The sequence below is a fragment of the Entomobacter blattae genome, from assembly GCF_014672835.1.
Classification (GTDB): Bacteria; Pseudomonadota; Alphaproteobacteria; order Acetobacterales; family Acetobacteraceae; genus Entomobacter; species Entomobacter blattae.
Window position 1 is genome coordinate 446,916 of the sequence record NZ_CP060244.1, and the last position, 24,688, is coordinate 471,603.

Annotated in this window: 22 protein-coding genes and 1 pseudogene; 9 read left to right on the forward strand and 14 right to left on the reverse strand. The window is 45.6% G+C overall.

Features of this window, described 5'->3' with window-relative positions; genetic code table 11:
• Nucleotides 1–9: 9 nt before the first annotated feature.
• Nucleotides 10–1,224, forward strand: coding sequence for a two-component system sensor histidine kinase NtrB (locus JGUZn3_RS02035; protein WP_203414102.1), 1,215 nt, complete (start codon nucleotides 10–12; stop codon nucleotides 1,222–1,224).
• A 323-nt stretch (nucleotides 1,225–1,547) separates the two neighbouring features.
• Here the strand turns inward: JGUZn3_RS02035 and pyk are convergent, their stop codons facing one another.
• From pyk to JGUZn3_RS02055, 4 genes are all read right to left on the reverse strand, one after another.
• Nucleotides 1,548–2,987 carry a pyruvate kinase gene (gene pyk / locus JGUZn3_RS02040; protein WP_203414103.1) on the reverse strand — a complete coding sequence of 480 codons (1,440 nt, stop codon included), beginning with the start codon at nucleotides 2,985–2,987 and terminating at the stop codon, nucleotides 1,548–1,550.
• Nucleotides 2,988–3,080: 93 nt separating this feature from the next.
• Nucleotides 3,081–4,082 (reverse strand): SH3 domain-containing protein, encoded by a 1,002-nt coding sequence (locus JGUZn3_RS02045; protein WP_203414104.1) that lies wholly within the window; start codon nucleotides 4,080–4,082, stop codon nucleotides 3,081–3,083.
• Nucleotides 4,083–4,260: 178 nt separating this feature from the next.
• Nucleotides 4,261–4,668, reverse strand: a complete 408-nt coding sequence (locus tag JGUZn3_RS02050) for a DsrE/DsrF/DrsH-like family protein (protein WP_203414105.1) — start codon at nucleotides 4,666–4,668, stop codon at nucleotides 4,261–4,263.
• A 148-nt stretch (nucleotides 4,669–4,816) separates the two neighbouring features.
• Nucleotides 4,817–5,596, reverse strand: coding sequence for a HesA/MoeB/ThiF family protein (locus tag JGUZn3_RS02055; RefSeq protein WP_203414744.1), 780 nt, complete (start codon nucleotides 5,594–5,596; stop codon nucleotides 4,817–4,819).
• 248 nt (nucleotides 5,597–5,844) lie between these two features.
• Between JGUZn3_RS02055 and JGUZn3_RS02060 the strand changes: the two genes are divergently transcribed.
• On the forward strand, nucleotides 5,845–6,507 hold the full coding sequence (locus tag JGUZn3_RS02060; protein ID WP_203414106.1) for a DUF2939 domain-containing protein: 663 nt from the start codon (nucleotides 5,845–5,847) through the stop codon (nucleotides 6,505–6,507).
• 83 nt (nucleotides 6,508–6,590) lie between these two features.
• Here JGUZn3_RS02060 and JGUZn3_RS02065 read toward each other — a convergent pair whose 3' ends face one another.
• Together JGUZn3_RS02065 and JGUZn3_RS02070 are read right to left on the reverse strand one after the other, a co-directional pair.
• Nucleotides 6,591–6,821, reverse strand: coding sequence for a DUF3126 family protein (locus JGUZn3_RS02065; protein WP_203414107.1), 231 nt, complete (start codon nucleotides 6,819–6,821; stop codon nucleotides 6,591–6,593).
• A gap of 117 nt (nucleotides 6,822–6,938) precedes the next feature.
• Nucleotides 6,939–7,361, reverse strand: a complete 423-nt coding sequence (locus JGUZn3_RS02070) for a thioredoxin family protein (protein WP_203414108.1) — start codon at nucleotides 7,359–7,361, stop codon at nucleotides 6,939–6,941.
• Nucleotides 7,362–7,426: 65 nt separating this feature from the next.
• On the opposite strand from JGUZn3_RS02070, the gene JGUZn3_RS02075 reads away from it, so the two are divergent.
• Nucleotides 7,427–8,026, forward strand: coding sequence for a hypothetical protein (locus JGUZn3_RS02075; protein ID WP_203414109.1), 600 nt, complete (start codon nucleotides 7,427–7,429; stop codon nucleotides 8,024–8,026).
• Between the two features lie 41 nt (nucleotides 8,027–8,067).
• Nucleotides 8,068–8,224, forward strand: a pseudogene (locus JGUZn3_RS02080) (AAA family ATPase); the annotation flags it as partial.
• A 21-nt stretch (nucleotides 8,225–8,245) separates the two neighbouring features.
• Here JGUZn3_RS02080 and JGUZn3_RS02085 read toward each other — a convergent pair.
• The 6 genes from JGUZn3_RS02085 to JGUZn3_RS02110 all read right to left on the reverse strand — a co-directional run bounded on the left by JGUZn3_RS02085 (nucleotide 8,246) and on the right by JGUZn3_RS02110 (nucleotide 17,655).
• Nucleotides 8,246–8,983: a pyridoxine 5'-phosphate synthase gene (locus JGUZn3_RS02085; protein ID WP_203414110.1), complete on the reverse strand. Its 738-nt coding sequence runs from the start codon at nucleotides 8,981–8,983 to the stop codon at nucleotides 8,246–8,248.
• A 15-nt stretch (nucleotides 8,984–8,998) separates the two neighbouring features.
• The gene (gene pdxA, locus JGUZn3_RS02090; protein ID WP_203414745.1) at nucleotides 8,999–10,006 is read right to left on the reverse strand and encodes a 4-hydroxythreonine-4-phosphate dehydrogenase PdxA; all 1,008 of its coding nucleotides are present in this window, start codon (nucleotides 10,004–10,006) and stop codon (nucleotides 8,999–9,001) included.
• Nucleotides 10,006–11,067 (reverse strand): L,D-transpeptidase family protein, encoded by a 1,062-nt coding sequence (locus JGUZn3_RS02095; protein ID WP_203414111.1) that lies wholly within the window; start codon nucleotides 11,065–11,067, stop codon nucleotides 10,006–10,008. The genes pdxA and JGUZn3_RS02095 overlap by 1 nt, the downstream gene beginning before the upstream one ends.
• Before the next feature lie 191 nt (nucleotides 11,068–11,258).
• Nucleotides 11,259–13,052 (reverse strand): dihydrolipoyl dehydrogenase, encoded by a 1,794-nt coding sequence (gene lpdA / locus JGUZn3_RS02100; protein ID WP_238996862.1) that lies wholly within the window; start codon nucleotides 13,050–13,052, stop codon nucleotides 11,259–11,261.
• 157 nt (nucleotides 13,053–13,209) lie between these two features.
• Nucleotides 13,210–14,523, reverse strand: coding sequence for a 2-oxoglutarate dehydrogenase complex dihydrolipoyllysine-residue succinyltransferase (gene odhB, locus JGUZn3_RS02105; RefSeq protein ID WP_203414112.1), 1,314 nt, complete (start codon nucleotides 14,521–14,523; stop codon nucleotides 13,210–13,212).
• A 249-nt stretch (nucleotides 14,524–14,772) separates the two neighbouring features.
• Nucleotides 14,773–17,655: a 2-oxoglutarate dehydrogenase E1 component gene (locus JGUZn3_RS02110; protein WP_203414113.1), complete on the reverse strand. Its 2,883-nt coding sequence runs from the start codon at nucleotides 17,653–17,655 to the stop codon at nucleotides 14,773–14,775.
• A gap of 555 nt (nucleotides 17,656–18,210) precedes the next feature.
• Between JGUZn3_RS02110 and JGUZn3_RS02115 the strand changes: the two genes are divergently transcribed.
• From JGUZn3_RS02115 to JGUZn3_RS02125, 3 genes are all read left to right on the forward strand, one after another.
• Complete coding sequence (locus JGUZn3_RS02115) at nucleotides 18,211–18,864, forward strand: 2OG-Fe(II) oxygenase (protein WP_203414114.1); 654 nt, start codon at nucleotides 18,211–18,213, stop codon at nucleotides 18,862–18,864.
• 352 nt (nucleotides 18,865–19,216) lie between these two features.
• Entirely contained in the window at nucleotides 19,217–20,260 is a 1,044-nt protein-coding gene (locus JGUZn3_RS02120) for an aspartate-semialdehyde dehydrogenase (protein WP_203414115.1), read from the forward strand.
• A 123-nt stretch (nucleotides 20,261–20,383) separates the two neighbouring features.
• A complete protein-coding gene (locus tag JGUZn3_RS02125) occupies nucleotides 20,384–21,046 on the forward strand; it encodes a protein-tyrosine phosphatase family protein (RefSeq protein ID WP_203414116.1) in 663 nt (220 codons plus the stop codon).
• Between the two features lie 10 nt (nucleotides 21,047–21,056).
• Here the strand turns inward: JGUZn3_RS02125 and JGUZn3_RS02130 are convergent, their stop codons facing one another.
• On the reverse strand, nucleotides 21,057–21,578 hold the full coding sequence (locus tag JGUZn3_RS02130; protein WP_203414117.1) for a helix-turn-helix domain-containing protein: 522 nt from the start codon (nucleotides 21,576–21,578) through the stop codon (nucleotides 21,057–21,059).
• Nucleotides 21,579–21,912: 334 nt separating this feature from the next.
• Here JGUZn3_RS02130 and JGUZn3_RS02135 point away from each other — a divergent pair, with 334 nt between their 5' ends.
• Both JGUZn3_RS02135 and JGUZn3_RS02140 read left to right on the forward strand, forming a co-directional pair.
• Nucleotides 21,913–22,692: a LexA family transcriptional regulator gene (locus JGUZn3_RS02135; RefSeq protein WP_203414118.1), complete on the forward strand. Its 780-nt coding sequence runs from the start codon at nucleotides 21,913–21,915 to the stop codon at nucleotides 22,690–22,692.
• Nucleotides 22,693–22,888: 196 nt separating this feature from the next.
• Nucleotides 22,889–23,707, forward strand: coding sequence for an NAD kinase (locus JGUZn3_RS02140; RefSeq protein ID WP_203414119.1), 819 nt, complete (start codon nucleotides 22,889–22,891; stop codon nucleotides 23,705–23,707).
• A gap of 67 nt (nucleotides 23,708–23,774) precedes the next feature.
• Here the strand turns inward: JGUZn3_RS02140 and JGUZn3_RS02145 are convergent, their stop codons facing one another.
• Nucleotides 23,775–24,515, reverse strand: coding sequence for a response regulator transcription factor (locus JGUZn3_RS02145; protein WP_203414120.1), 741 nt, complete (start codon nucleotides 24,513–24,515; stop codon nucleotides 23,775–23,777).
• Nucleotides 24,516–24,688 lie beyond the last annotated feature (173 nt).

The following is a 24,688-nucleotide window of genomic DNA, read 5'->3' on the forward strand; positions in this document are numbered from 1 at the left end:
AGGTTTCCTGTGCCGCCTGCCAAAACCCTTTCCATGAAAGAGCAGATCAGAGCCAAAGACTGGTCCGTAACCCCACTGGGTGCAAGGGAAACATGGCCCCCTTTGCTAGTCTCTACCCTTAACCTTATTCTTGCTTCCTCCCTCCCTATGGCAATACGGTGGGGGAAAGAGCACATCCTTCTTTACAATGACACCTATGCCCAATTTTCTGCCAGTCGGCACCCTGATATTTTAGGCCTACCTGGAGCAGAAGCCTGGCCTGAGCTTGCCTCCTTGCAAAAATATATAGATGAGGAAATTCACGCTCAAAAACCCGTTGTTATTTCTAACCAGTGTTTCAGAAACGTTGAGCACCCTTCAGAAGCTCCCCGTAACGATCTGTGGGTGGATATTCACTACAGCCCCATAGAGGACAGTAAAGGATATGTAAAAGGCATATTGGTTGTTATAGCTAACCCCATTACCCCAGAAACAGAGACCACCCACCGCAACACCACCACTAAGGCGATCGAGCAGATTATTGGAGGCCTGGCCCATGATTTTAACAACATCCTCTCAGGAATTACAGGTAATTTGGAATTAATGGGCTTACGCGTTGCGCAAAAACGTTATGATACTCTTCCCCACTACATTGCCGAAGCCCATAATGCGGCCAACAGGGCAGCGGCCATTACCAATCATCTTCTTTCCTTTTCGCGCCAGCAAACCCTTATGCCCCGCCCTCTCAACCTTAACGAGACCGTTCTTGGTCTTGCTCACAAGCTTCAAACTCTTTACCCCTCCACACCAGAGTGCATGATACATATTAAAACAGAACTTCTAGCGACAGGGGAAGTATTTTGTGACCCCCAAAAGCTTGAGAGCGCCTTACTCAATATTTGCGAAAATGCCTATGATGCCATGCCAAAAGGGGGAACCCTTACCTTTAAAACGAAGAATTGTGTTATCAACCAAGAGCAGGCCAGCGCTTATACTTCAATCAATATTGCCCCTGGATATTATGCTGTCCTCTATATTATCGACACCGGCGAAGGCATGTCTGCTCATACTCTTGCCAGAGCGTTCGATCCATTTTTTACCATGCGCCCCTTAGGGCACGGGAGTGGGTTAGGCCTTTCCATGTCTTACGGTTTCGTTAGACAATCAGAAGGATATATCAACCTCGCCTCCGCTGAAGGCCATGGCACGACAATCCGAATTATGTTGCCCATGGCAAAAAAATAAGACCCCTTCAACACTGAGTAGGAGCGATAGAGCCCCTGCGTGACAGGGAATTCGATGACCTACGAGCAATATCTGGCCGCTGAACGCTATGCGCTGCTCCACGAGGCTTCTCAAGGGTCAGACCAGGGGAGACGATGAAGTATTGGCTGCCGTGTTGATGGTTCCCTCCCACAAGATGGCGGAGCAACAATCCACACGCTTGACGTGCTCCGAGAGTTGCGGAAGCTAGAAGCTCTCCTCTAATTGATAACTCTTAAAAAATAAAACGGCGGCTGTCTTAAAACACACCACCGTTTTTACTTCTCTCTATTGGGCAACCAACGTTATGAGATGGTAGCCACACGCAAGGTATTCGTAGAGCCAGCCACACCGAATGGTAAACCACCGACCACGACAATACGATCACCCTTTTGAGCACCTTGGGTAATAGCAGCCTCTATACTCTGGTTAACAACATCTTCTATCGTATGCACAGGAATTTCCTGACCAACAGAAAGCCCTTGAACCCCCCAAACAACTGCGAGCCGGCGAGAAATAATATCTGAGGAGGGCAGAGCAATAATAGGCGTAAATGGACGCTGCCTAGAAACCTGAAGAGCTGCCCGCCCACTTAAGGTAAAAGCCACAATCGCCCTGGCCTGTATTTTTTCTGATATATCCTCCGCAGCGCTCGCAATGGATTCCTCAACAGTAGACCCTATGGCGACGGACTGACGTTTGACATGTTTTTGCCAGTCCATGTCTTTTTCAACTTCAACAATAATCCGCCTCATCATAGAAACTGCTTCGACAGGATAGCCGCCAGAGGCTGTTTCTGCCGAAAGCATCACGGCATCAGCGCCATCAAATACAGCAGTGGCCACGTCAGAAGCTTCTGCACGGGTTGGAGTGGGGGTGGTAATCATGCTTTCAAGCATTTGGGTGGCAACAATAACAGGCTTGCCACGTTTACGGGCCTCCCGAATAATATTTTTCTGAATAAGGGGCACGGCTTCTGGTGGACATTCAACACCAAGGTCCCCACGCGCTACCATGACCCCATCTGTCAGATCCATAATGGCTTCAAGATTATTAATGGCCTGCGGTTTCTCTAATTTGGAAACAACCCATGCCCGACCTTTGATAATATCTTTGGCTTCCTGAACATCTTCTACACGCTGAACAAAAGATAACCCAACATACTCAATCCCCATCTCCAGGGCAAAAGCTAGGTCTTTGCGGTCTTTTTCTGTTAAGGCTGGAATAGGTAAAACCACATCAGGAACGTTAACACCTTTATTATCCGATATAAAACCACTTACAGCCACAATGGTATCGAGATAATCACTCCCCTTTGCTTGAACGGTCAAACGCATCTTGCCATCATCTACCAACAGATTGGAGCCTACTTCCGCTGCCTTGATAATTTCTGGGTGAGGAAGCTTGACCCGCGTTGCATCGCCCAATGCATCATTAAGATCCAAGCGAAAATGATCGCCTTTTTGGAGTTGAACCTTGCCTTTTTCAAAACGGCCAACCCGTAATTTAGGCCCTTGAACATCGGCTAAAATACCGATAGGGATCCCTTTTTCTGCTTCCAGATCACGAATAATTCTGTGGCGTTCTGCATGGTCAGCATGATTACCATGGGAAAAATTCAGACGAAAAACATTTGCGCCAGCATCAATCAGCTTGCCGATCAGCTCACGGGTGGATGTGGCCGGGCCTAGGGTAGAAACAATTTTTGTTTTACGTGACAGTAAAGGATGTTGTTTCAAAATCATTAAAAACTCCTAAATGCAAAGGATAATCTATAATTCCAAATACCTAAATGGCTTTAAAATACTTTTAATTCTCTATAAAAACTGGTTCCACATTTACGGAAGGGTTTCATCTGCAGAAATTCCCCAAAATGCAGAACGGGGTAACCAGCCCTCATGCTGCTTAACCTTAACCTGGCACCAGGCAGATCCAGTAGCACAATGTTCTAGCACGCCTGTTGTACCAGGCTTTAATACAGCAACAGGCGTTGAGTGTTCATCTGCCTGCGCATACATAACTACACCCTCTTTATCTTTTTGAATAGATGCCATATCAGAGACATATCCCACCAGCTGGGCATCCGTCTGCCCGGAAAGGGTATTCGCTTTGTTTTCAGAAGAGGCAGGCGCTGCTAAAGAAAGGTCAGAGGAGAATTTCTCACCAGGGATAATAAAGCTTCTGCGCCCCACCAATGTTGCCTGGTGCACCCAGCCTTTTTGGCCTTCTGCATCTTCTATCAAACGCCAAACATCAAACTCCCGCAAGATACGCACAGGCATTCCCCTTCGATGGTAAACCCACTGGATAGGATAGCGGCTACCAGGCCCCACCCGCCAGTTGACTTCATCTGCCCTTAGGGAGGCAAAACGAGGCAGGGGCAGCCCGGTTACAGTTCCCTTATTAACATCTACTGCCGGAGTAGGTTGCTCAGGATTATCCTTAGAAGGAGCGTTGGAATCCCCCTCGTCTGGAAGATTTTGCTTCTCTGGCGGTGGGAGAGATCTTTTGCGGATGGCTTTTATAGGAGCAGAAGGATGTTTTTCTCTCTTTTTATGGACTGTAGCAGATTGACCGCGATGGTGTTTCTTATGCTTTTTTGCCCCTTCCTTTTTAACAGCCTTTTCTTCTACCGCGGTGCTGTCCGCAGCTTTTTTATGAGGGCTTTCCTCAGAACGAGCAGCCTTATGGTGCTTTTTCTTGTGCAACTTGGCCTTTTCTTTGGTTGCCCTTTCCTTCACCGGCGCAGACAACCCTTCCTTCCAGTACCCTGCAGATAGATCCATAGCCAACGCCATGGTAACAAACACTATACCTTTTCTTATCCAGCTGGATTTCATAATCCTTTGCCCTATCCTTATTTCAGGCGAATATTTTTATTATCACCATTCTGGTTTTTATACAGTTTACCCTGGCGCAGCAAGGGCTACTTCCTGGTTTTCCGATCGCAGGCCTTTTCTGAACATACGAGATTAAAGCCATTTTTATGGTTTCATTTTGTCTATGGCTTCATTTTGATCAAAGACTAATAAGCTGCCCACTCTTTGTTTTTTCCAAAAAAGTGACCACGCCGCAAACCTGGACTGCTGGCAATAAGGTGTCTGCCTTGATGGAAGCCACATGCATCCCGGCCTCACACGCATAAAGCTGCCCCTCCAATTCAATAACAGCCTGCCTTAACTCTTCTAGACCAGCAACCCCATTGCTCAGCATATGCGTATTTTCCATCTGGCTTCCTTCCAGATTACGCCATTGTGGGGTAAGACTATAAATAGCAAAGTTTGTGGCAAACATAATAACCGGCCTATTGCTAGCCAAGGCCCCCGCAGCGAGAATAAAACCGTAATGAGCTTTCTCATAACTATTGCTGAGCAACAAAATCCCTAATGGGGAACCCGTAAGAGGGGGCCCTTGTTGTTCTGTCATTTCGCTCTTACTCCTTCTGGCACTCTTTCTGGCACTCCTTCTAGTTTAACGTGTTATAGTTTACTGGCCCTTGCCTGACCGCACATCTCCTGAGTTGCTCCTTTTTGCCCTTCATCAGTTTTTCAGAATCCTTTATATCCAGAATCCTTTATGTCATGAGCGTGTTGATCGTAGGAGTCTCTCCACAAAGGGGACAAGAGGGATTTTTAGGGAGGATCAAAGTGCGGAATTTCATACTCAATGCATTCCACGTTAAAACTTTGCCGCGCAAAGATTCCCCCAACCCCATAATTTCCTTAAGGATTTCTGTAGCCTGTAAAGTACCCAATACCCCCGTAACAGCCCCCAGAATACCAGCCTCTGAGCAAGAGGGAATCTGTCCAGGCGGAGGCGGATACGGGTAGAGGCATCTGTAGCATGGCCCTTCCTTATAGGCAGAAAAAGCTGATATCTGCCCCTCGAAACGAAGAACTGCCGCCGAAACCAGTGGTTTTTTTGCAAAAAAACAGGCATCGTTTAACAAATATCGGGTAGAAAAATTATCACTCCCGTCACAGATAATATCATAATGGGCAATAATCTCCCCCGCATTCTCTGGTGTTATCCTAACAGGATAGGTCTCGACCTTTACATTGGGGTTAATCGCCTTAATCATCGTGGCTGCAGAGCTCACCTTGGGCATCCCTACAGTGGCAGAACTGTGCAGGATCTGACGCTGAAGGTTGGAGAGGTCCACCGTATCTTCATCAACCAGGCCGATTCGTCCTACTCCAGCTGCTGCCAAATAAAGAGCAACAGGAGAGCCCAGCCCACCAGCCCCTATAACAAGAACCCGTGAACGCTTAAGGGCCATCTGTCCACTTGCGCCAACTTCCTTAAGCAAAATATGCCGTGAATAGCGCTCTATTTCTTCCTCTGAAAGCTCTATTTCCATACTTCTTTTTTACCTCATGACCCTCTATTATAATATTTATTGCCAATCGTGAAACTATAGTATCAAACTACAGTTTATCTCTTCAAAACCAGCTTTTGGAAAATTCATGAATAGAGGTGTTTTTCTGTTATAAAAACTGATAAAAGCTGTTATAACTCATAATGTAATATTTCGTTACTTTTGGTGTGTTTTATTAATTTCGTGTTTTTCGGTTAAACACTTCATTTAGAGGCTCTCATTCCATGCTGCGCTCTCACCTACCCATTTTTTTTACAGGTCGTCTGCGTCCAGCCCTCTTGGGTATTGGTTCCCGCAAACGAAAAACACTTGTTGTTTCTGTCAGTGCCCTTATTGCTGCTTCTAGCTTATATTTGGTTTCGCCGTACTTTGCCCTATGGTCTATCGCTTCGGCCGTAGAAAATAACGATATGCCCACATTGGGGAAAAGCATAAACTGGCACAGCCTATGCGATAGCCTGCAGGGGCAGGCCTCAACCATGCTTTCAAACACTTATGGCATTCATACCGTCAGTGAAGATAGCGCTGATTTACCTGATTTTGGCTCTTCCTTTGCAACGAAAGCCGTTTCAAATGCTATAAAAATACGGGTCACCCAGGAAAATCTTGGCACCATTGTCAAACAATTCTTCCCCACTGAAACCAACAGCACCCCTAAAACTCCCTCTGCCCACCAGGGTATGCATATGAACGGGTTTGCCCATTTTATATCTCCAACAACCTTTATTGTCGATGTAAGTGTTCCTGGGCATGAAAATGAAACACCCATGGAAATTGAAATGAAAATCCAGAAATGGCGTTGGAAAATTGTTAAGATTCTTCTGCCTACTCCCAATAAGAAAAGCAACCGCGTCATGGAAGCTTCAGCAAACAGTATCCATAGCTAACCTGTAAGAATGACCCTTTGCCTTTTTCCAGTGTACCCAATGTCCTTTTTTGAGGCCTCTGGAAAAGGCGGGGGCTGTAACTCTTATTGTGGAGGAAGGTCTTCCTCCAGCACAGTTATGTGCAAATCGTAGGAGGTTTCTCCATCCTCGTTATCCTTATATAGGGTTCCAATAACTTCCCCCCCTACAGAAACCTCAACGGAAAGCCCAGGACGAGGGGGCGGGCTCACCTTTAACCCTGCTGCTCCTAACAGACGGCGAAGACATGTTTGCACACGAGACAACTCCGATACAGACATTTCCTGATCACTCATGATAAGATCCTTTTTCTAACATTACATTCCCTCTATCTCTTTTCCTGGTTTTCTCTTAATAGAAAAACCCTAACGGCAAAGCCTTTTGTAGAGCTACGGATACGCAGGAAAAACCAGTTAAGATAGACTCTCTTCCTGCACTTTTCTTCTTACCTCTTCTATGGCCTGCTGAAAAGCTTTTGCCCCTGGCCACCCTGTTATACGACCAACAGGTTTTTGCAACTGTTTTTTCTGACTATGAGCATAAACCATAAAGACTGGGATGCCGTGCAGGCTAAAGCGGGTTGCCATATCAGAATCTTCATAGACATTGCAATGATACCACTGCACATCTGGCCATTGAAAGGCTTGGGGGTTTATGAGTAAGGCCTGTTTGGCATTATCGCAATTCGGGCATTGCCTCCCCCACAAAAAAAGAATGCTAACCCCCTGCCTTTCGGGATGCGCCAACTTCTTAGTCAACTCAGAAGCCACGATAGCCGTAATGGGAAAAGATGTAAAAAAGGAATTTATTAATTTTTTCTCATCAGTATGGTTCATTATTTGACCTTCTTTAGTAAATACACAGCGTGAAAATGCTCAGACCTGTAAAAATTAGCCTCCTTTTGGGTCATCTACTCCTGACCCAATGTGGATATGATGACTCTCTCCTTGCCCATCAAGCCCAAATCAGTATGGTGGGCATGTCGGTCAATGACCTTAACGCCTGTGCGGCCCCACCTGCTACAACAACAAAACTAAGCGATACGACAAAGCTCCTCACCTATAATTTTAAGGCTACAGCTGGAGGCTTCAGCATAAGCCCATTCAATATTGCTTCAATCAATGTGACTAATCCAGGCAGTAGTTGTAGTGCCCACTTCCGGGTTGTTAACGACAAGGTTGTGGAATTACACTATTCAGGAGACAATGATGAATGGGTTGGAGATGAGGGATACTGCGTTTATATCATTAGGGGCTGTATGCGCCAACCTGAACCAACAACGACAACCCTGAATGATGAACAGGAAGACTCAGTTTCTAGCTTCTCCTCTCCCCCTGTAGCAAAGCTTCCCTACGAAGCTATTTATAACACCCCTAACCCCAATGCGCCAAAAACCGTAAAAATTCCAGTTACACCTGCTTGGCTGCCTCCTTCCCCCAATACCATCCTCCCGGCTTCGACATCAAAATCTACGCCGAAAACAGATGCCATACAAAAATAGGCACTCTTTTAAAATGCACTGAAAGAATAAACGACCCGTTCCTCATCTCTCATCGTGCCATCGCTTATGATCGAGACAGGGAGGAGCACTATAACCTTATCTCTGCTTTGCATAAGTCTGTTCGTAGGTCTCGACCCGGATGCAGCCTTATATTGGTTTGCCCGGATGCTAGAAGGAGGGGAAGACCCCCGTTTTCTTTATTCTCCTCAAAAAAGGATTTTAGAGGAGAGATGTGTTTTCGTTCTCAGCGTTGGTTATAAGATGCTTCATATGATGGACAACAGCCGACAATCCATCAAACACAGACTGTGCAATGATAAAATGACCAATATTTAATTCCTGCACTTCTGGTAGAGCCGCAATGGCAGCCACATTGCCAAATGTTAACCCGTGGCCCGCATGCACTTCCAGCCCTAATTGATAGGCCTTGCGGGCCGCCTTAGCTATTACAGAAAGCTCTTGGGCAGGGGCATGAGAGTAAACGCCCGTATGAAGCTCTACAACATCTGCACCCAATTGAGCAGCCATTTCCAGCTGCCTATCATTGGGGGCCACAAAAAGCGAAACCCGCACACCTGCCTGCTGAAGGAGGGGGATCTGCTCTTTCAGCCTCTCCTTAAGGGCAAGGACATCTAACCCCCCTTCCGTGGTCAGCTCCTCTCTACGTTCAGGGACTATACAACAGGCATGAGGCCTTAAACGCTGGGCAACCCCAACCATCTCCTCGGTGGCTGCCATTTCCAGATTAAGGGGAACAGAAAGCTTTTCTTTTAAGAGAAACACATCTTCATCACGAATATGGCGTCTATCTTCACGCAAGTGAGCAGTAATTCCATCAGCACCAGCTTGTATGGCAATTTCTGCTGCATGAATAAGATTAGGATACCCTTCTCCACGGGCATTTCGTAATGTTGCAACGTGGTCAATATTCACCCCAAGGCGTTTTTTCCCCTGCACGCGATCTCCACCCCTTTACTGGCTATTTGCCAACATGGCTTCGTGGTATTTTTTCCGTGTTGCTGCAATTTCTACCGCTGTCTTCAACGCCTCAACAAGGCTGGTTTCATCAGCCAAGCCATGACCAGCAATGTTAAAGGCCGTTCCATGATCAGGCGAGGTCCTTACCAAGGGTAAACCAGTCGTAACATTCACTCCCAGGTCCATTTCAACCGTTTTAAACGGAATAAGCCCCTGATCGTGATAAAGACATACCGCTGCATCGTACTGTTTGCGAGAAAATGGTGTAAACATGCTATCGGCAGCCCATGGGCCAGAAATATCTATTCCTTCTGCCCTGAGCGTTGTTATGGCAGGGACAACAATCTCAATTTCTTCACGCCCCATATATCCACTTTCTCCAGCATGGGGATTTAACCCTGCTATGGCCAACCGTGGGTGAGGAATTCCAAAATCCTCCTTAAGAGCACGCCATGTTTTCCTACCAACAAAAACAAGGCGTTCGATTGTTAACCCGTCTATCGCCTGTCTTAACGGCACGTGCACGCTGGTTAAAGCAACCTTTAGGGTTGGCCCCACCATCATCATCACTTCCTCACGCTCAGCACCACACAAAGAAGAGATAAACTCTGTATGGCCAGGATACATAAAGCCCGCCTGGCAAAGGGTTGTTTTGCTAATAGGGTTGGTCACAACGGCCTGAGCTTTTCCGGAAAGAGTTAAGACAACGGCCTTTTCAATGCTTTCCACCACACTGGGGGCATTCTTAACAGAGGGAATCCCTGCCTGGGCAGGGTGTTTAAGCACAACAGGAATGCAAGGAACAGCATTTTTAAACACCCTTCTCGCATCCCCAAGGGATTCTTCTACCACAACAATAGGGGTATCGGGGCACATACTAGAAAACCACAAAGGGTCACCAACCAAGGCGAAGGCCACTTCGGTTTCCCGAAGCTTGGCCCAGGCTTTGGCCGTAATTTCTGCACTAATTCCTGCGGGGTCTCCCATAGTGAGAACAAGCATCATACATGATCTTCATACGTAGGCTGTTGAACGTGCTCTGCCGAGTCTACCACCACCAGCGCATCCCCCGCAATAAGGCTAGGAATGCGATCTTTCGGTAAAAGCGCACGAAAGCGTATATCATAACTGGCAGCTTGCTCGTAAAGAACATCTATAAGACCGTGCTTATCCATAAACACATTTACAGCCGTTGGAAGACGGATACACCCTTCGGATGCAGGATGCCCAATTTTCCACTCCAGCAAGGCAGGGTCTGTAGCGTGTATCTCTAGGCGAATCTGGCCCTTTTCACGGCTCGAAAGCCACCCTTTCTCTGCCCACTGCCACCCCATATCCCATACCCTCATCCCTTTTAAGCCAATGCCACGTACGCCATTTTCATTCTTCGTTCCCAATGCACGATAGCCCAAGCGCTCGGTCGTATTATGGAATACCCCCGTAGGAGTGATATAGTAATATTTGCGGCCAGATTGGCCAGTAGAAACATGCGTTCCCCCTAAAACAAGCCAACTCCCCTCTGGTTGAGCAAGAATAAAGGCTAAGGCCTGGGCATGTGGGTTACGATCTACCACCGTAAGAATCTGAGGGCGCTCAATTGGGGTTTGGGTGGCCTTGATCATGGCTTTTGCCATGGCAATCCAGTGTTGCTTTTGCGAAGAGCTATAAGCTTTAAAGTGGGGAATATCGTGGCGCATCTGCTTGGCAAGGTGAACTGCCTCAATTTCCGCTTCTTTCTCGCCTAAGGAGGGCAAAGGAGGAATCTCAACAGGAGCACTCCCTCCTTCTAAGGGATCAGGCGAAAAGGCCGGTTTGGCTTCTGCCACCTTCTCTGACGTAGACGCTGCCTTTAGCCCTGCATTCTCTTGCTTTTTATGAAAATCTTTTTGGCTCTCTTTTCTGTCTTCCTCATTATGCGATGATATTTCTGAATGAGCGGTCTCTATGGCAGCCCTCCCATACCCATGGCCATAGACCAAAACCAACAGCCCAATGCTGGAAACCCGCATAAGGTTTTTTATAAAGTTATAGGGATACTGATCATTTCTAATATGTAAAGGCATGACGAACTTCAAAAACATATCCACAAAAAAGCTAAAGACCCCTCCCCCGTGGAGAGGAAAATAAACACCAAAGAAAAACTGTCTTTGACACAGTTTCGAAACACTCCACAAGAGAAAAGGTTTCTTCAAAAGCCTTCCTCACCTAAAGGTGAGGAAAAGAACATTTCGTAAAATTGTCAACAGAATTATGGCTAAATATGGATAGCCCGACCTGTTACAGCCAAAGCCGCCTCCTTTACGGCTTCACTCAATGTAGGGTGCGCATGGCAAACGCTAGCAATATCTTCAGAAGACGCATCAAAAGCCATAGCCATGGTAACCTCTGCGATCAACTCACTAGCCGTAGGACCCAGAATATGAACCCCTAAAACCTGATCTGTTTTCGCATCAGCCAAAATTTTTACCATCCCTTCTGTTGTGCCCAAGGCCCGAGCCCTACCACTGGCAGTAAAAGGAAATTTACCCACTTTATAATCCTGCCCGGCCGCCTTAAGGGCCTCTTCAGTCTTACCGACAAAAGCAACTTCTGGCCATGTATAAATTACAGCCGGGATAATATTATAATCAATATGGAAAGGCTTTCCTGCAAGATGCTCTGCCACAGCAACCCCTTCTTCTGAGGCTTTATGCGCCAGCATTGGACCAGCAATAACATCGCCTATGGCATAAAGACCTGGAACAGAGGTTGCAAAATGCGCATCGGTCTTAATGCGGCCTCGCTCATCCAGCACAACGCCTACTTTTTCTAGCCCTAACCGAGCCGTATAGGCTTTACGGCCCACAGCGACCAAAACCTTATCGACAGTCACTTCTGAATAGGTGCCCTTTTTAACATGCTCGACTTGCAAGACAAGGCCATTATCCTTTCTTTCGATTTCTATCACCCGAGAGGACATTTTAAGGGCCATGCCCTGTTTTTTCATTAAACGCTCAAACAGGGTAACAATTTCTCCATCATATCCATTAATAAGATGGTCTGCATATTCAATCACCGTGACTTCAGCACCCAAGCGCTTCCAAACACTGCCCAGCTCAACCCCAATTACCCCGCCACCAATAACAGCTAACCGTTGGGGAACCTCTGAAAAAGCCAACGCTCCCGTTGAAGTGACTATATCGACCTCATCAATCTTTATCCCTGGGAGATCTGCACTTTCACTCCCTGTGGCAATAACAATCTTACTGGCTTCAATGATACGGTCTTCTACGCGAATGCGGCCTTGGCTCTCGATCACGCCTTCACCCTTAATCCAGGTGACATTATTTTTACGAAAGAGAAACTCTACCCCCTTGACATTAGCCTCAACGACAGAAGCCTTTCTTTGCTGCATTTTCTCAATACTGATTTTTACAGAGTCTGCCTCAATGCCATGCCCTGCAAAGTCATGCATGAGGGCATGATAATTTTCAGAAGACTGCAACAGCGCCTTTGAAGGAATACAACCCACATTCAAACAAGTCCCCCCCAAAGTGGTACGTTTTTCAATACACGCCACCTTCATACCCAGCTGAGCTGCCCGTATGGCACACGCATACCCCCCAGGTCCCCCGCCGATAACGGCCAGATCAAAAATATTTTCTTTATCAGCAGGGCTTGAAGCCCCCGTATGGTCAACAAAAGGCGCTGCCTCAGAAGAGGTCTGCTCAGAGGAAGATTGTATGGTAGCAGGTGCCTGTGCCTGATCGGCTATATCTGGGGAATGAAACTGGGCGGGCTCGTTCTCTGCAGAATCTTTAACATCCAGCTTCGCCAGCACCTGCCCTTCTTTAACAAATGCCCCTTCCTGAGCAACGATCTCCCCTAATGTCCCACTATGGAGGGCCACAATCTCTACAGTTACCTTATCGGTTTCCAGTTCAGCGACTAATTCACCCACCTTAACCGCATCACCACTATTTTTTACCCAACGCCCAAGCTTGGCCTGTTCTATCCCCTCACCAAGGGCTGGTACCACAATATCCATAACCTCTAATGATTCCACCATATCTCTTGTCCCACGCAAATAGAGAAGTTTTTACAATATAGTTGTCAATTAACCTAAACCATAAAAAACATTCTTCTTAATAGATAATATCTACCATCTACATAAAGCCTCTTTTGGATGGAGCAAAAAACAAACGTAACCTCCCGCAATGCAAAGGCTATACATCAAGCAAGAGGCGCATAGGATCTTCAACATAGTCCTTAATTTTAACCAGAAAACTTACAGCCTCTTTACCATCTACAATACGGTGATCATAAGAGAGGGCCAAATACATCATGGGGCGTATCACCACTTGTCCTTCTACAGCCATGGGGCGCTCTTTTATACTATGCATTCCCAAAATAGCCGATTGGGGCGCGTTTAAAATGGGAGTAGACATCATGGAACCATAAATACCGCCATTGGTGATGGAAAAAGTTCCCCCCGCCAATTCCTCAAGCTTAAGCTGGCCGGCCCGAGCCTTTTGGCCCAATTGCGTAATACCGGCCTCTATTTCAGCAAATGATAGTTGCTCTGCCCTGCACAAGACAGGCACAACCAACCCATTTGCCCCCCCCACAGCAATGCCAATATTCATAAAATCACGATAAATAATATCTTCCCCATCAATTTCAGCATTCAGCACGGGAAATTCTGCCAAAGCCTTGACAGCAGCCCTCACAAAAAAGGACATAAAACCAAGACGTGCACCCTGATGGCGCTTTTCAAAAGGCTCTTTGTATTTTTTACGCAAGCCAATAATAGCGGACATATCCACTTCATTAAAAGTTGTTAGAATGGCCGCTGTATTTTGGGCCTCTTTCAACCGGCGCGCAATGGTTGCCCGCAAACGCGTCATTTTCACACGCTCTTCTCTTGACCCTACAGGCTTTGACTCCCGAGAAGCTTTCCCTTCTCCAACCCCAGCTTGCTGGCTAGCAACCGAATGTTTTTCACGTTCCAGAAACGCCAAAACATCGGCCTTGGTAATGCGCCCCCCCCGACCTGTTGGAGAAGTAATGGCCCCCACTTCTACCCCATGTTCTTGCATTAAATTTTTGGCAGCGGGCATGGGATGAGGAGAAAAAGCCGTTCCCGTTCCATCATAATCCTGAGGACCTTTCTGCAGATCCTCAGGATTGGGGGCAGGTGCCGGGCGCGAAACCAAGCCAACATTAGGCTGGGGCGGGTGCACCCCACCTGATGGGCGATGAACCTGTTTACGGGGATCATCCTCTTCAGGAGATGGAGCCTCTCCTGCTGTCATCATAGCCAAGAGGGCACCCACCTCAACTTCTTCGCCTTCATTGACGTAAATATCTCCCATTATGCCTGAAACGGGGGCAGGGATTTCAATACTCACCTTATCAGTTTCTAGTTCAACAAGGGGGTCATCCACCTTAACACCCTCACCTGGCTGCTTTAACCAGCGGGCCACAAGAGCTGTTGTAATACTTTCCCCTAACTCTGGAACCTTAATTTCAACCGACATATCCATTCCCTATTTTTACTCTCATCATCGCCTTGTTCTGGCTTACTGTTTTGGTCTGTTCTCTGGGCTTTATCTCTACTGACTTTATCATATTTTTTGGCGACCCCTTTTGCCAGGGCTTATCTTTTCAATACAACCCATTCTCTATGTACCCTATCTAACCCTATGTACCCCATCTAAAATGCACCCATTTAAAGCACCATAACTGCGCTTACAGTCTCATCATAGCACATTTTATAATAGGGCTTTTTACAATAGAGCTTTTTCCAACAATGCTTGCTGCTCTTGCTGGTGAATACTTAATAACCCCGCAGCAGGACTTGCCGCAGCTTTACGGCCGGCATAAGCAAACCGTGTCGAATATGGGCCCCCGAGAGGGAAATACTCCTTACGGCCTAAGGACAAAAGGATGGATTCCAGATAAGGTTCAACAAAAAACCATCCTCCCATATTTTGTGGTTCTTCCTGGCACCACATCATTTCAGACTCAGGATAATGGGCAAGAATTCTCGTCATTTCCTGTAAGGGAAAGGGAAAGAACTGCTCTAGGCGAACTAGCACAATATCATCAACCTGTCTTTCCTGACTGGCAACAAGCAAATCATAGTAAACCTTACCCGAACAGACGACAACGCGCCTGACTGGTTTGCTGCCCAGTGATGTTTGTATAACCGCCTGGAACGCCGTATTCGTCTGCATTTCTTTCAAAGAAGAGGTCACTAGGGTATTGCGCAAGAGTGACTTAGGCGTCATCACCACCAAAGGCTTCCGTACAGATTGGCATAATTGCCGCCTCAGAAGGTGAAAATAATTGGCAGGCGTGGTGGGCATGCAAACTTGGATATTATTTTGTGCACAAAGCTGCAAAAACCGCTCGACCCTGGCAGAAGAATGTTCGGGGCCTTGGCCTTCATATCCATGGGGTAAGAGCATGACCAAGCCTGAAAAACGTTGCCATTTGGACTCACCCGAGGCCAAAAACTGATCAATAATAACCTGTGCACCGTTTGAAAAGTCACCAAACTGGGCTTCCCACAAGACCAAAACCCCCGGGCTATAAAGAGAGTAACCATACTCAAAACCCAAAACCCCAAACTCTGAAAGCAAGGAATTATACACCTCAAAGGAGGCCTGCCCAGGAGCAATGTTATTAAGGGGCATATATTCATTCTGGTTTTTTTGATCGATCAACACCGCATGGCGTTGGCTAAAGGTTCCCCTTTGGCAATCTTCACCAGAAAGCCTGACTCGAGCCCCCTCCAACAATAGGCTCCCAAAAGCCAGGGCCTCGGCTGTAGCCCAGTCTATAGGGCCATTCTGACGAAAAATCTCTGATCGAGCCTTCATTTGGCGTACAATTTTCGGATGGACAGAAAATCCTTCCGGGCGGGTATTTAACGCCACCCCAATTTTCTGCAAGGTTTCCTCAGCAACCCCTGTTACCGGGCTGCTCGAGTCTTCTCCCTGCCTACCCTGACCAGCCCAGGCTAACGCACTGGCCTGAACAGGCTGACGCTGGAAATTTTGGGTTTTCTGATAGGCCTCTTCCAACCGATGATAAAACATCTCCCATAACGTCTGCACCTCTCCCGCAGTTAAGGCTCCTTCCTGCACAAGATGTTGGGCATAAAGATTGCGCGTACTAGGGTGAGAATGAATGGCCTGATACATAACCGGTTGGGTAAAGGACGGCTCATCAGCCTCATTATGCCCATGCCTACGATAACAGACAATTTCTAAAACTATATCTGCTGCAAATTTCTGGCGGAAATCTGCTGCTAATTGAGCACAATATTGTACAGTTTCTGGGTTATCCCCATTCACATGAAGAATGGGAGCCTGCACAGATTTTGCAATATCTGTACAATACTGACCAGAAAAGGCATGGGCCGAAACCGTTGTAAACCCGATCTGGTTATTAATAACCACATGGATTGTTCCCCCTGTACGATAGCCGATTAACTGGGACATGGCCATGGTCTCGTAAACAACGCCCTGACCGGAAAAAGCGGCATCCCCATGGATAAGCAGTGCCATATGCCGATAACGGCTATGAGGCTCACTATCAGCATCTTGAATAGCCCTGACACTGCCAACCACAACCGGGTCCACAGCTTCCAGATGAGAAGGATTGGGGTGGAGCACCAATGTCACTTCATGGCCATTGATCGTACGGGTTGCCTGCGCCCCAAGATGGTATTTCACATCTCCAGCCCCCAGCAAACCATCTGGTTGGGTAGAAGTACCAGAAAATTCGGAAAAAATCGCCTCATAGGGCTTGCCAACCACATTGGCTAACGTATTCAATCGGCCTCTATGAGCCATTCCCAAATCTACAGAACGAACGCCCCCAGAGACAACCCGATCAATAATAGCATGAAGGGCCACAATGCTACTTTCCCCTCCCTCCAGCCCAAAACGTTTAGTGCCTACATATTTTTTCTGACAAAAAACTTCAAAAGCTTCCGCTTCTGTCAACTGGGCAAGAATAGCTAACTGGTCTTCTCGGGGCCTGTTTTGTAACCATTCTGCCTTTTCTAACCGATGCATGAGCCACCGCCGCTGCTCCACATTCTGTATATGCATAAACTCGGCCCCTACAGCACCGCAATAGACTGTACGAAGGGCCTGATAAAGCTGACGTATGGTGACCACTTCACTTTTTAAGAGGTCTTGGGTACTATTGCCTGTAAAAACAGGACGATCCAAATCATGCTCACTAAAGCCATAGGTCTGTAGAGCCAAATCAGGATGAACTTGCGAGCGTTGTAACCCTAAAGGATCGAGCTGGGCCTCAAGATGCCCATTCACTCGATAAGCTCTTACCAACTGAAGAGCATAGACACTATCTGATACAGCCTCTTGATTTTGGAGCGCTTGCGAAGCGTCCTTTGCCGGCCCGAGCACGCCCTGGTCCTCTTCTTTTGCCTCTCTTCCCCTTGATAAAGATGACCATGAAGCCCCTAGTGCATCTTCAAACACCACAGAGGCTTCATCGCCAAGATTTTTAAAAAATTGGGCAAAGGTGAGGTCAACCGTGTGGGGGTCTTTTGCCCACTGTAAATATTGCTCGGCCACATAGGCGGCATTTTCAGCATTCAATGCCTCCATCAGAACATCTTTACCGGACATAAAGCCCCTTTCCTAACAACTTCTTCAGCATTATTTTCACGCTATCTTATGCCAGACGGCATTTATTACACGGCAGCCTTCCTAAAAGGCCTATCACTCCAATCAGGCACACTCCCAAACCTTCCAACCCAACAAACGAAGCCTCTCTTGCCAGAGGCGGGATTGCTATGGGAGAAGAGAGCTTTTATAAAGCTTCTTCTTATCCCCTCTTACCCTTCCCATTCCATCTCCTGCAGCAAACCACTCTTTCAAGTTTTCTTTTGTATTTCTTGGAAATAAAAAGTGATCATTATTCCCTTTCAGAGTCAAAGCCTCTATCATAGAGAGCTGCTAAAATAATGGCAAAATTCATTTATTTCCTCATCACTATTACATAGGAATTTTTTATAAAAATTGATCAAATTTTTTATTTTTCTTATGAAGAGTATCGTCTATCCTGAAGTACATTCCTAACTATGTTTCCCCTGCTTTCTCCCCCTATGGGCTTGCTCCCACTATGGTTCAGAAGCAAGGATGGTTGTTTTTTACAACTAACCCCCTTTAAAGAGAGGCAAAATGGCCAGCATCACACCCCTTATTACCCTGAACTACCAAGCTTTTGAGGAAGCTCCTATTGCCACAAAGCCTTCCCCTCATATTGTTGTTCCCCACTTTCTTAACTCAGAAAATTTAAAAAAAATTCTTCCCGCCCTTCCTACAATCTCTAAAGGGGGCTCATACCCGCCAGGGGCCCTTTCCCTTTCTGCCCCCATGAAAGCTTTAATTGCTGAAATGGAAAGCCCTAAACTGCGCGAAGCCATCAGCAAAAAATTTTCCATTGATGTTGCCAATGCTCCATCAATGCTCACCTTACGCGGATATAGCCGAGAAAAGGACGGACAAATCCATACAGACTCTCTTTCTAAAAAAGTTACCATCCTTCTTTTTCTGAATGAAGATAGCCCCAAATGGGACAGCCACCACGGTTGCCTACGTTTCTTGAATTCCCCTGACAATCTTGATGATTATAGTGCAGAAATTCGTCCGGTAAACGGCACTTTGGTGGTCTTTCCCAATAGTTCCACTTCATGGCACGGCTACCATACCTATGTAGGCCCCCGCTTTTCCATACAGCTTAATTACATGCACCGCGATAGCAAGGCGCAAAGTGAACTATTCCGCCATAAACTCTCTGCTTTTACAAAAAAAATCTCTCTTCTGACCCACTAAAGCTCACCCTTTAAAAACCCTCCCCATATCGGACTGTAACAAAACCTGGTGAGAGCAAGATATGGGGTGTTTACTCTTTATTGTTATTGCATATTTCAAAACTTTATAGCGCGCCTTCGTTTATGCTGACACCGGATATTCCCAAGGAGTCGTCATATTTCCAAAGAATCATCTGGGCTTAGAATTATCCCTGCTCTCGCTATCATCCCTCCACTCTTTGCCTCCTGCTGAACTTCTCTTAATAAATAAAGTGTTGTAACTTTATAATGTGGTATATAAGTAAAAAATTATATAGTATTAACAACTATTCCATCTTGCAGATTCAAAAGACCATACACAAGGAAGCATAAAAATGTCTTATCGTGTTGCCGTTGTTGGTGCGACAGGTGCTGTTGGCAGAGAAATGCTAAAAACCCTGGCAGAAAGGCAATTTCCTATAAAAGATATTGTAGCCCTTGCTTCCAGCCGCTCGGCAGGGCGTGAAGTTTCCTTTGGTGAAGATAGGGTTCTGAAAGTTCAAAGCCTCGAAAACTTTGATTTCAAAGGATGGGATGTAGCCTTATTTTCTCCTGGGGCCTCAGTCTCCTCTGTTTATGCGCCAAAAGCAGCTCAGGCAGGCTGTATTGTTGTTGACAATACCTCCTATTTCCGAATGGAGCCTGATGTTCCCCTCGTTGTGCCAGAGGTCAACCCCGAGGCCCTCAAGAAAATAAAACGAGGTATTGTTGCCAACCCCAACTGCTCTACCATACAAATGGTGGTTGCCCTTAAACCCTTGCACGATCTTTTTACCATAAAAAGGGTCGTGGTCTCAACCTATCAGGCTACCGGAGGCGCTGGAAAGAGTGGCATGGATGAACTCCTTCACCAAACACGGGCCAGCTTGGTAGGAGATGCCATAAAGCCTGAACAATTTACCAAGCAGATTGCCTTTAACTGTATCCCCCATATCGACCGCTTCATGGAAGATGGCTTTACCAAAGAAGAATGGAAAATGATGGTTGAGACCAAAAAAATTCTCGACCCGGATATTTCCGTAAGCGCCACCTGTGTACGAGTTCCTGTTTTTATTGGCCATGGTGAATCTGTCAATGTGGAGTTCGAAGATCCAGTTGACCTTGCCCTGGCCCGCAAAACATTAAATGCTTCGCCAGGGGTTATCCTTCATGATAAAAGGGAAGATGGTGGTTATGTCACCCCCTTGGAATGTGTGGGGGAAGATGCTTCGTATGTTTCGCGTTTACGGGTTGACCCAACCGTGAAAAATGGCCTTTCCTTCTGGTGTGTTTCAGACAATTTGCGCAAAGGGGCAGCTTTAAATGCCATACAAATTGCCGAGGCTCTTATTGCATTGGATATTCTGGGAAACAAAGAAGCTCAAAAAATCTTTAGTTAATGCTCTTTCCCCTGCCCTGGCCCTGAGAGTAAGCTAGCGCAGTATGCTCCTTTATAGGGGAATAATCCTCAGTTTATTCCCTTTCTTTTCCCTTAAGATCAGCCAATCAACACATCATACGCTATGTTTAAAGGGCCACTCATTACAAAAAAAGACTATCTGCATGCCTGGAAGGATAGTCTATTTCTCGATCACGCTATTTTTCGGCTTGTCTGGACTAATTTCTCTCCCGTCATTGAGGAAAAAGTTTACCGTAGTAATCACCCCACGCCAAGACGGCTGAAAAAAATGGCGGAAACCTACCAGCTCAAAACCCTCATCAACCTGCGCGGACATAGAATGTGCGGCTCAGATGCCCTGTCCCGGCAAGCAAGTCAAGATATAAAGCTTTCCCATATTGATATGGCTTTTGAAAGTCGTGGTGCCCCTCATAGAGATCGTATTCTGCGTTTTTCAGAAATTTACAAAACGATTGAATTTCCTATGTTAATGCACTGCAAGTCAGGCGCCGATAGAGCCGGTTTAGCATCCGGACTGGTCATTCTTTTTGAAGGGGGTCGCGCTGCCGATGCCCTTAAGCAACTGCATTGGCAATTCGGGCACTTTAATCGCTCTAGAACTGGCATACTTGATGCCTTTTTTTACCACTATATGAATGAGGCAGAAGGAAAAATACCTTTTCTAGAATGGGTTACCTACCACTATAACGAAAAAGCACTTTATCATAGCTTTACAACCAGTAAACTCTCTTCTTTCATGGTTGATCGCGTTTTAAAGCGGGAATGATGGTAACGAATTATTTTATGGACAAGGTCTTTACAAGTTCAAGGATCTTTTTTCTTATATTCTGATCCTCAATTTTATAGTAAGCCTTTAAAAGATCTATCGTTTCTTTACTTGAAAAAAATAATGTGTCAAATGCATGCTTATCTTCTACCAAGGTATTTACGGCTCCTTTTCGAGAGAATGATTTTTTCTCCTCATGCACAACCCAGATACCGCTTTGTTGCTCAGTTGAAAGGGAAGATATATCAAAAGCTTCATGTTCAGCATCTTCAAAAAAGAAGGAGATACCAACCCCTAACACCCTTGATAAATCAAACAAACGTGAAGCACCAACCCGGTTTATGGCCTTCTCGTATTTTTGCACCTGTTGGAAAGTCAGCCCCAAGGCCTCACCCAATTTTTCTTGCGAGATTCCAAGAAACATTCGCCGTTGGCGAATACGCCTTCCAACATATACATCAATGGGATTAGCGTGTGAGGAGCTATTTTTTACCTTAACAGAAGGGATACGGCCTTTTTTTTCTCTGGTCATTATTCACACAGGCCATTCATTAGGTTACATTTAAATCTTCTATTCATTTCTTGAAACGCCGCTTTCTGTTCAAGAAAATTTTGAAAATTAGTTTTTGTTAACTTATTCGTAGTAACTTCAGGTTTTAATAACGGAAGAAGGAAAAAATTCATATTTTACAGCCAGCCCCACCATTCCCTTAAAATTAAAGGTGTTATCTGTTTTTATAGATTCGTTAATAGTTTACTATCATAAATCATATAATATATAAAAATGTATTTTTGAAAGCCTTTCTTGATAAATATGCAAAACATATTTCAAAAAATTTACAAATATAGTGTAGTTTCTGATTAATATGTCTCACAACATTATTACCCACGCCAAAGCTACGGTGGAAAAGACGCAATCAGATATCCAAGCTCATGAACGCGTAGCGCGTTTGCGCCAGGCCGTAAAAAACGCGGGCGGTAACCTTAAGGTTGCCCAACTCAGCGGAATTCCCCTTAGTACATTAAATAGTTATATGAGTGGGCGCGACTTCAAGCTTTCTACAGCTATTGAATTATGTAAAATTTGCAATATCACAATAGAATGGCTTGCCACAGGTAAAGCTATTCCAGACACTACCTTTCCGCAGCAATCTCCCCAGCCAGTCAATGTCCATATGATGCATTACGGCTTCAATCCCACAACAATTCAAGCACCTGAAGGGTATACGAATATCCCCTATTACAAAATCTCTTCGGCCGTTTATACTGATATTATAACTCGTACAAACGTGCATGGTTATTGCCATTTTCAGCAAAACTGGCTTGATAGTACAATACCTCGTCCGCCAAACAGTTTATTAGCGTTAACAGGATTAGGGCAAACTATGGAACCGACCTTGCGCCATCATGATATTTTACTGATTGATACAACGAGTACCCAAATCGTAGATGGCGCCATCTATACGCTTGTGGTCAACAACACTATTTTAGTAAAGCGGCTTATTTTATTAGCCTCGGGAGAAATACGCTTGATGAATGACAATGATCGCTACCCCTCCCAGGTAATCTCTACAGCGCCAACAGAGAGTTTTCCTTTACCAAACATTTTAGGGCAAGCAGTATGGCATTCTGGACTTTTGCTTTAACAAACAGTACAATCCTCAGCAAAAACCTCTCACCATAATCACAACCCCATTAACAATGGGTTTTTTATATGAAAGCTACTCAAGATATAACCTATCTCCCCTAGTGGGAGCCTTATAAACCTGCTAGTGTTTGATTATCTTTATCTCCTTTCAATGAGAATAAGACTGTTTTTTCCGTACAGGAAGCGCTCCGTCTATGGATCCTACGCTATCATCTGCACCGCAACCTCTTTCAAGAAAACCAAAAACACCTCCAACGCGTCTTGCGTTTGTTGCCGCTCCTACCCCCCTTGCCCAACAATATAGAAAGAAATTTACAGCCCTTTATGGCAACTTCGCACCAGAAGAGGCAGAAGTTATTATCAGTATTGGGGGTGACGGCTTTATGCTGGAAACCTTACACAAGAATTTTTTTCTTTCCCTTCCCGTTTACGGGGTTAATAGTGGTTCCGTAGGCTTCCTTATGAACCCCCCATTTTTTGAAAATCTTCCCCAACGCCTGGTTAATTCACAAGAATCATTTCTTCATCCCTTGCGTATGTACGCCGTAAGCGCTTCGGGTACGGTAGAGGAAGCCTTGGCCCTCAATGACGTTTACCTGTTCCGGCAAACCCGCCAAACAGCCAAAATAAAAATTACAGTCGATAATACGGTTAGGCTTGAAGAACTAGTGGCAGATGGGGTACTTATAGCAACCCCTGCGGGCTCTACGGCCTATAATCTCTCCAGTCATGGCCCGATTGTTCCCCTCTCTGCAGAGCTCTTACCGTTAACTCCCATTAGTGCCTTTAGACCGAGGAGATGGAGAGGGGCTCTTTTACCTTCTTCATCAGATGTAGAATTCACTGTCTTAGAGCCTGAAAAACGCCCTGTTGCGGCCGTAGCTGATTTTACAGAAATCAGAAATGTCGTAACCGTGGGCGTCAAAGAAGATAAAAGCGCCTATATCAGCGTACTCTTTGACCAAAACCATAGTTTGGCAGAAAGAATTATTGCCGAACAATTTACCGTTTAAACCTTGCTTATTAAGGTTTAAACGGTCATGTTCTCATGTCATAAAAGTTAAGGAAAGACCTCTCTTCCTAATCGGCTTCCATGGAAAGCGAAGAAGACAGCTGTTGGGCATCACGTTTTTTGTAAGGGTAACGCATGGCATTTTCCTCTCTTAGCATATAGCCTCGGCCCCATAGGGTGGTGATGGCGTTATGCAAACCCACTTGTTGCATTTTTTTCCTGATTTTACAGATAAAAACGTCAACAATCTTTATTTCGGGCTCATCCATTCCCCCATAAAGATGATTCAAAAAAGTCTCTTTACTGAGAACAGTCCCTTTCCTGAGCATAAGCAATTCAAGAATAGCACTTTCTTTCCCAGTAAGGTGCAAGGGCATATCACCAATAGCGGCTTCTTTGGTGTTAAGGTTGAGATGGACATCTCCCACCTTTAAAACAGATTCACTAAACCCATGAAATCTGCGCAAAACAGCCTGTACCCGTGCCACCAACTCTACCGAGGCAAAAGGTTTGACCAGATAATCATCTGCACCAGCGGCAAAAACACCTACCTTGATCTGAGCTTTATCCACTGATGAGAGGCATATGATAGGACTATCAATCTGACAGCCCCTGATCTTTCTAATCAGGTCCTCACCAAGAGTATCTTCGGTCAGATCAACGATTATGACATCATAGTCATAATATTTAATTCTTTCCAGACCTTCCTGATTGGTCGAACAGCACTCTACTACGAAACCTACCAAATCAAGCGCCTTAGAGACTGAGTGCTGCATCGCAAGATCATCTTCTACGAGCAGAATACGCATAATTGCTACCTTAGATTGTATTTATAATATTTTATATTCTGATATTAAGAAAAAATCTATAAAAAAAATTAAAAAACAACAATTATTTCGCTTAATAAATGTGTTTGTACTAAATTAGCAACAATATTGAGTTTACACCGTATTATTATATAAAAAATAAATTTTACCAATAA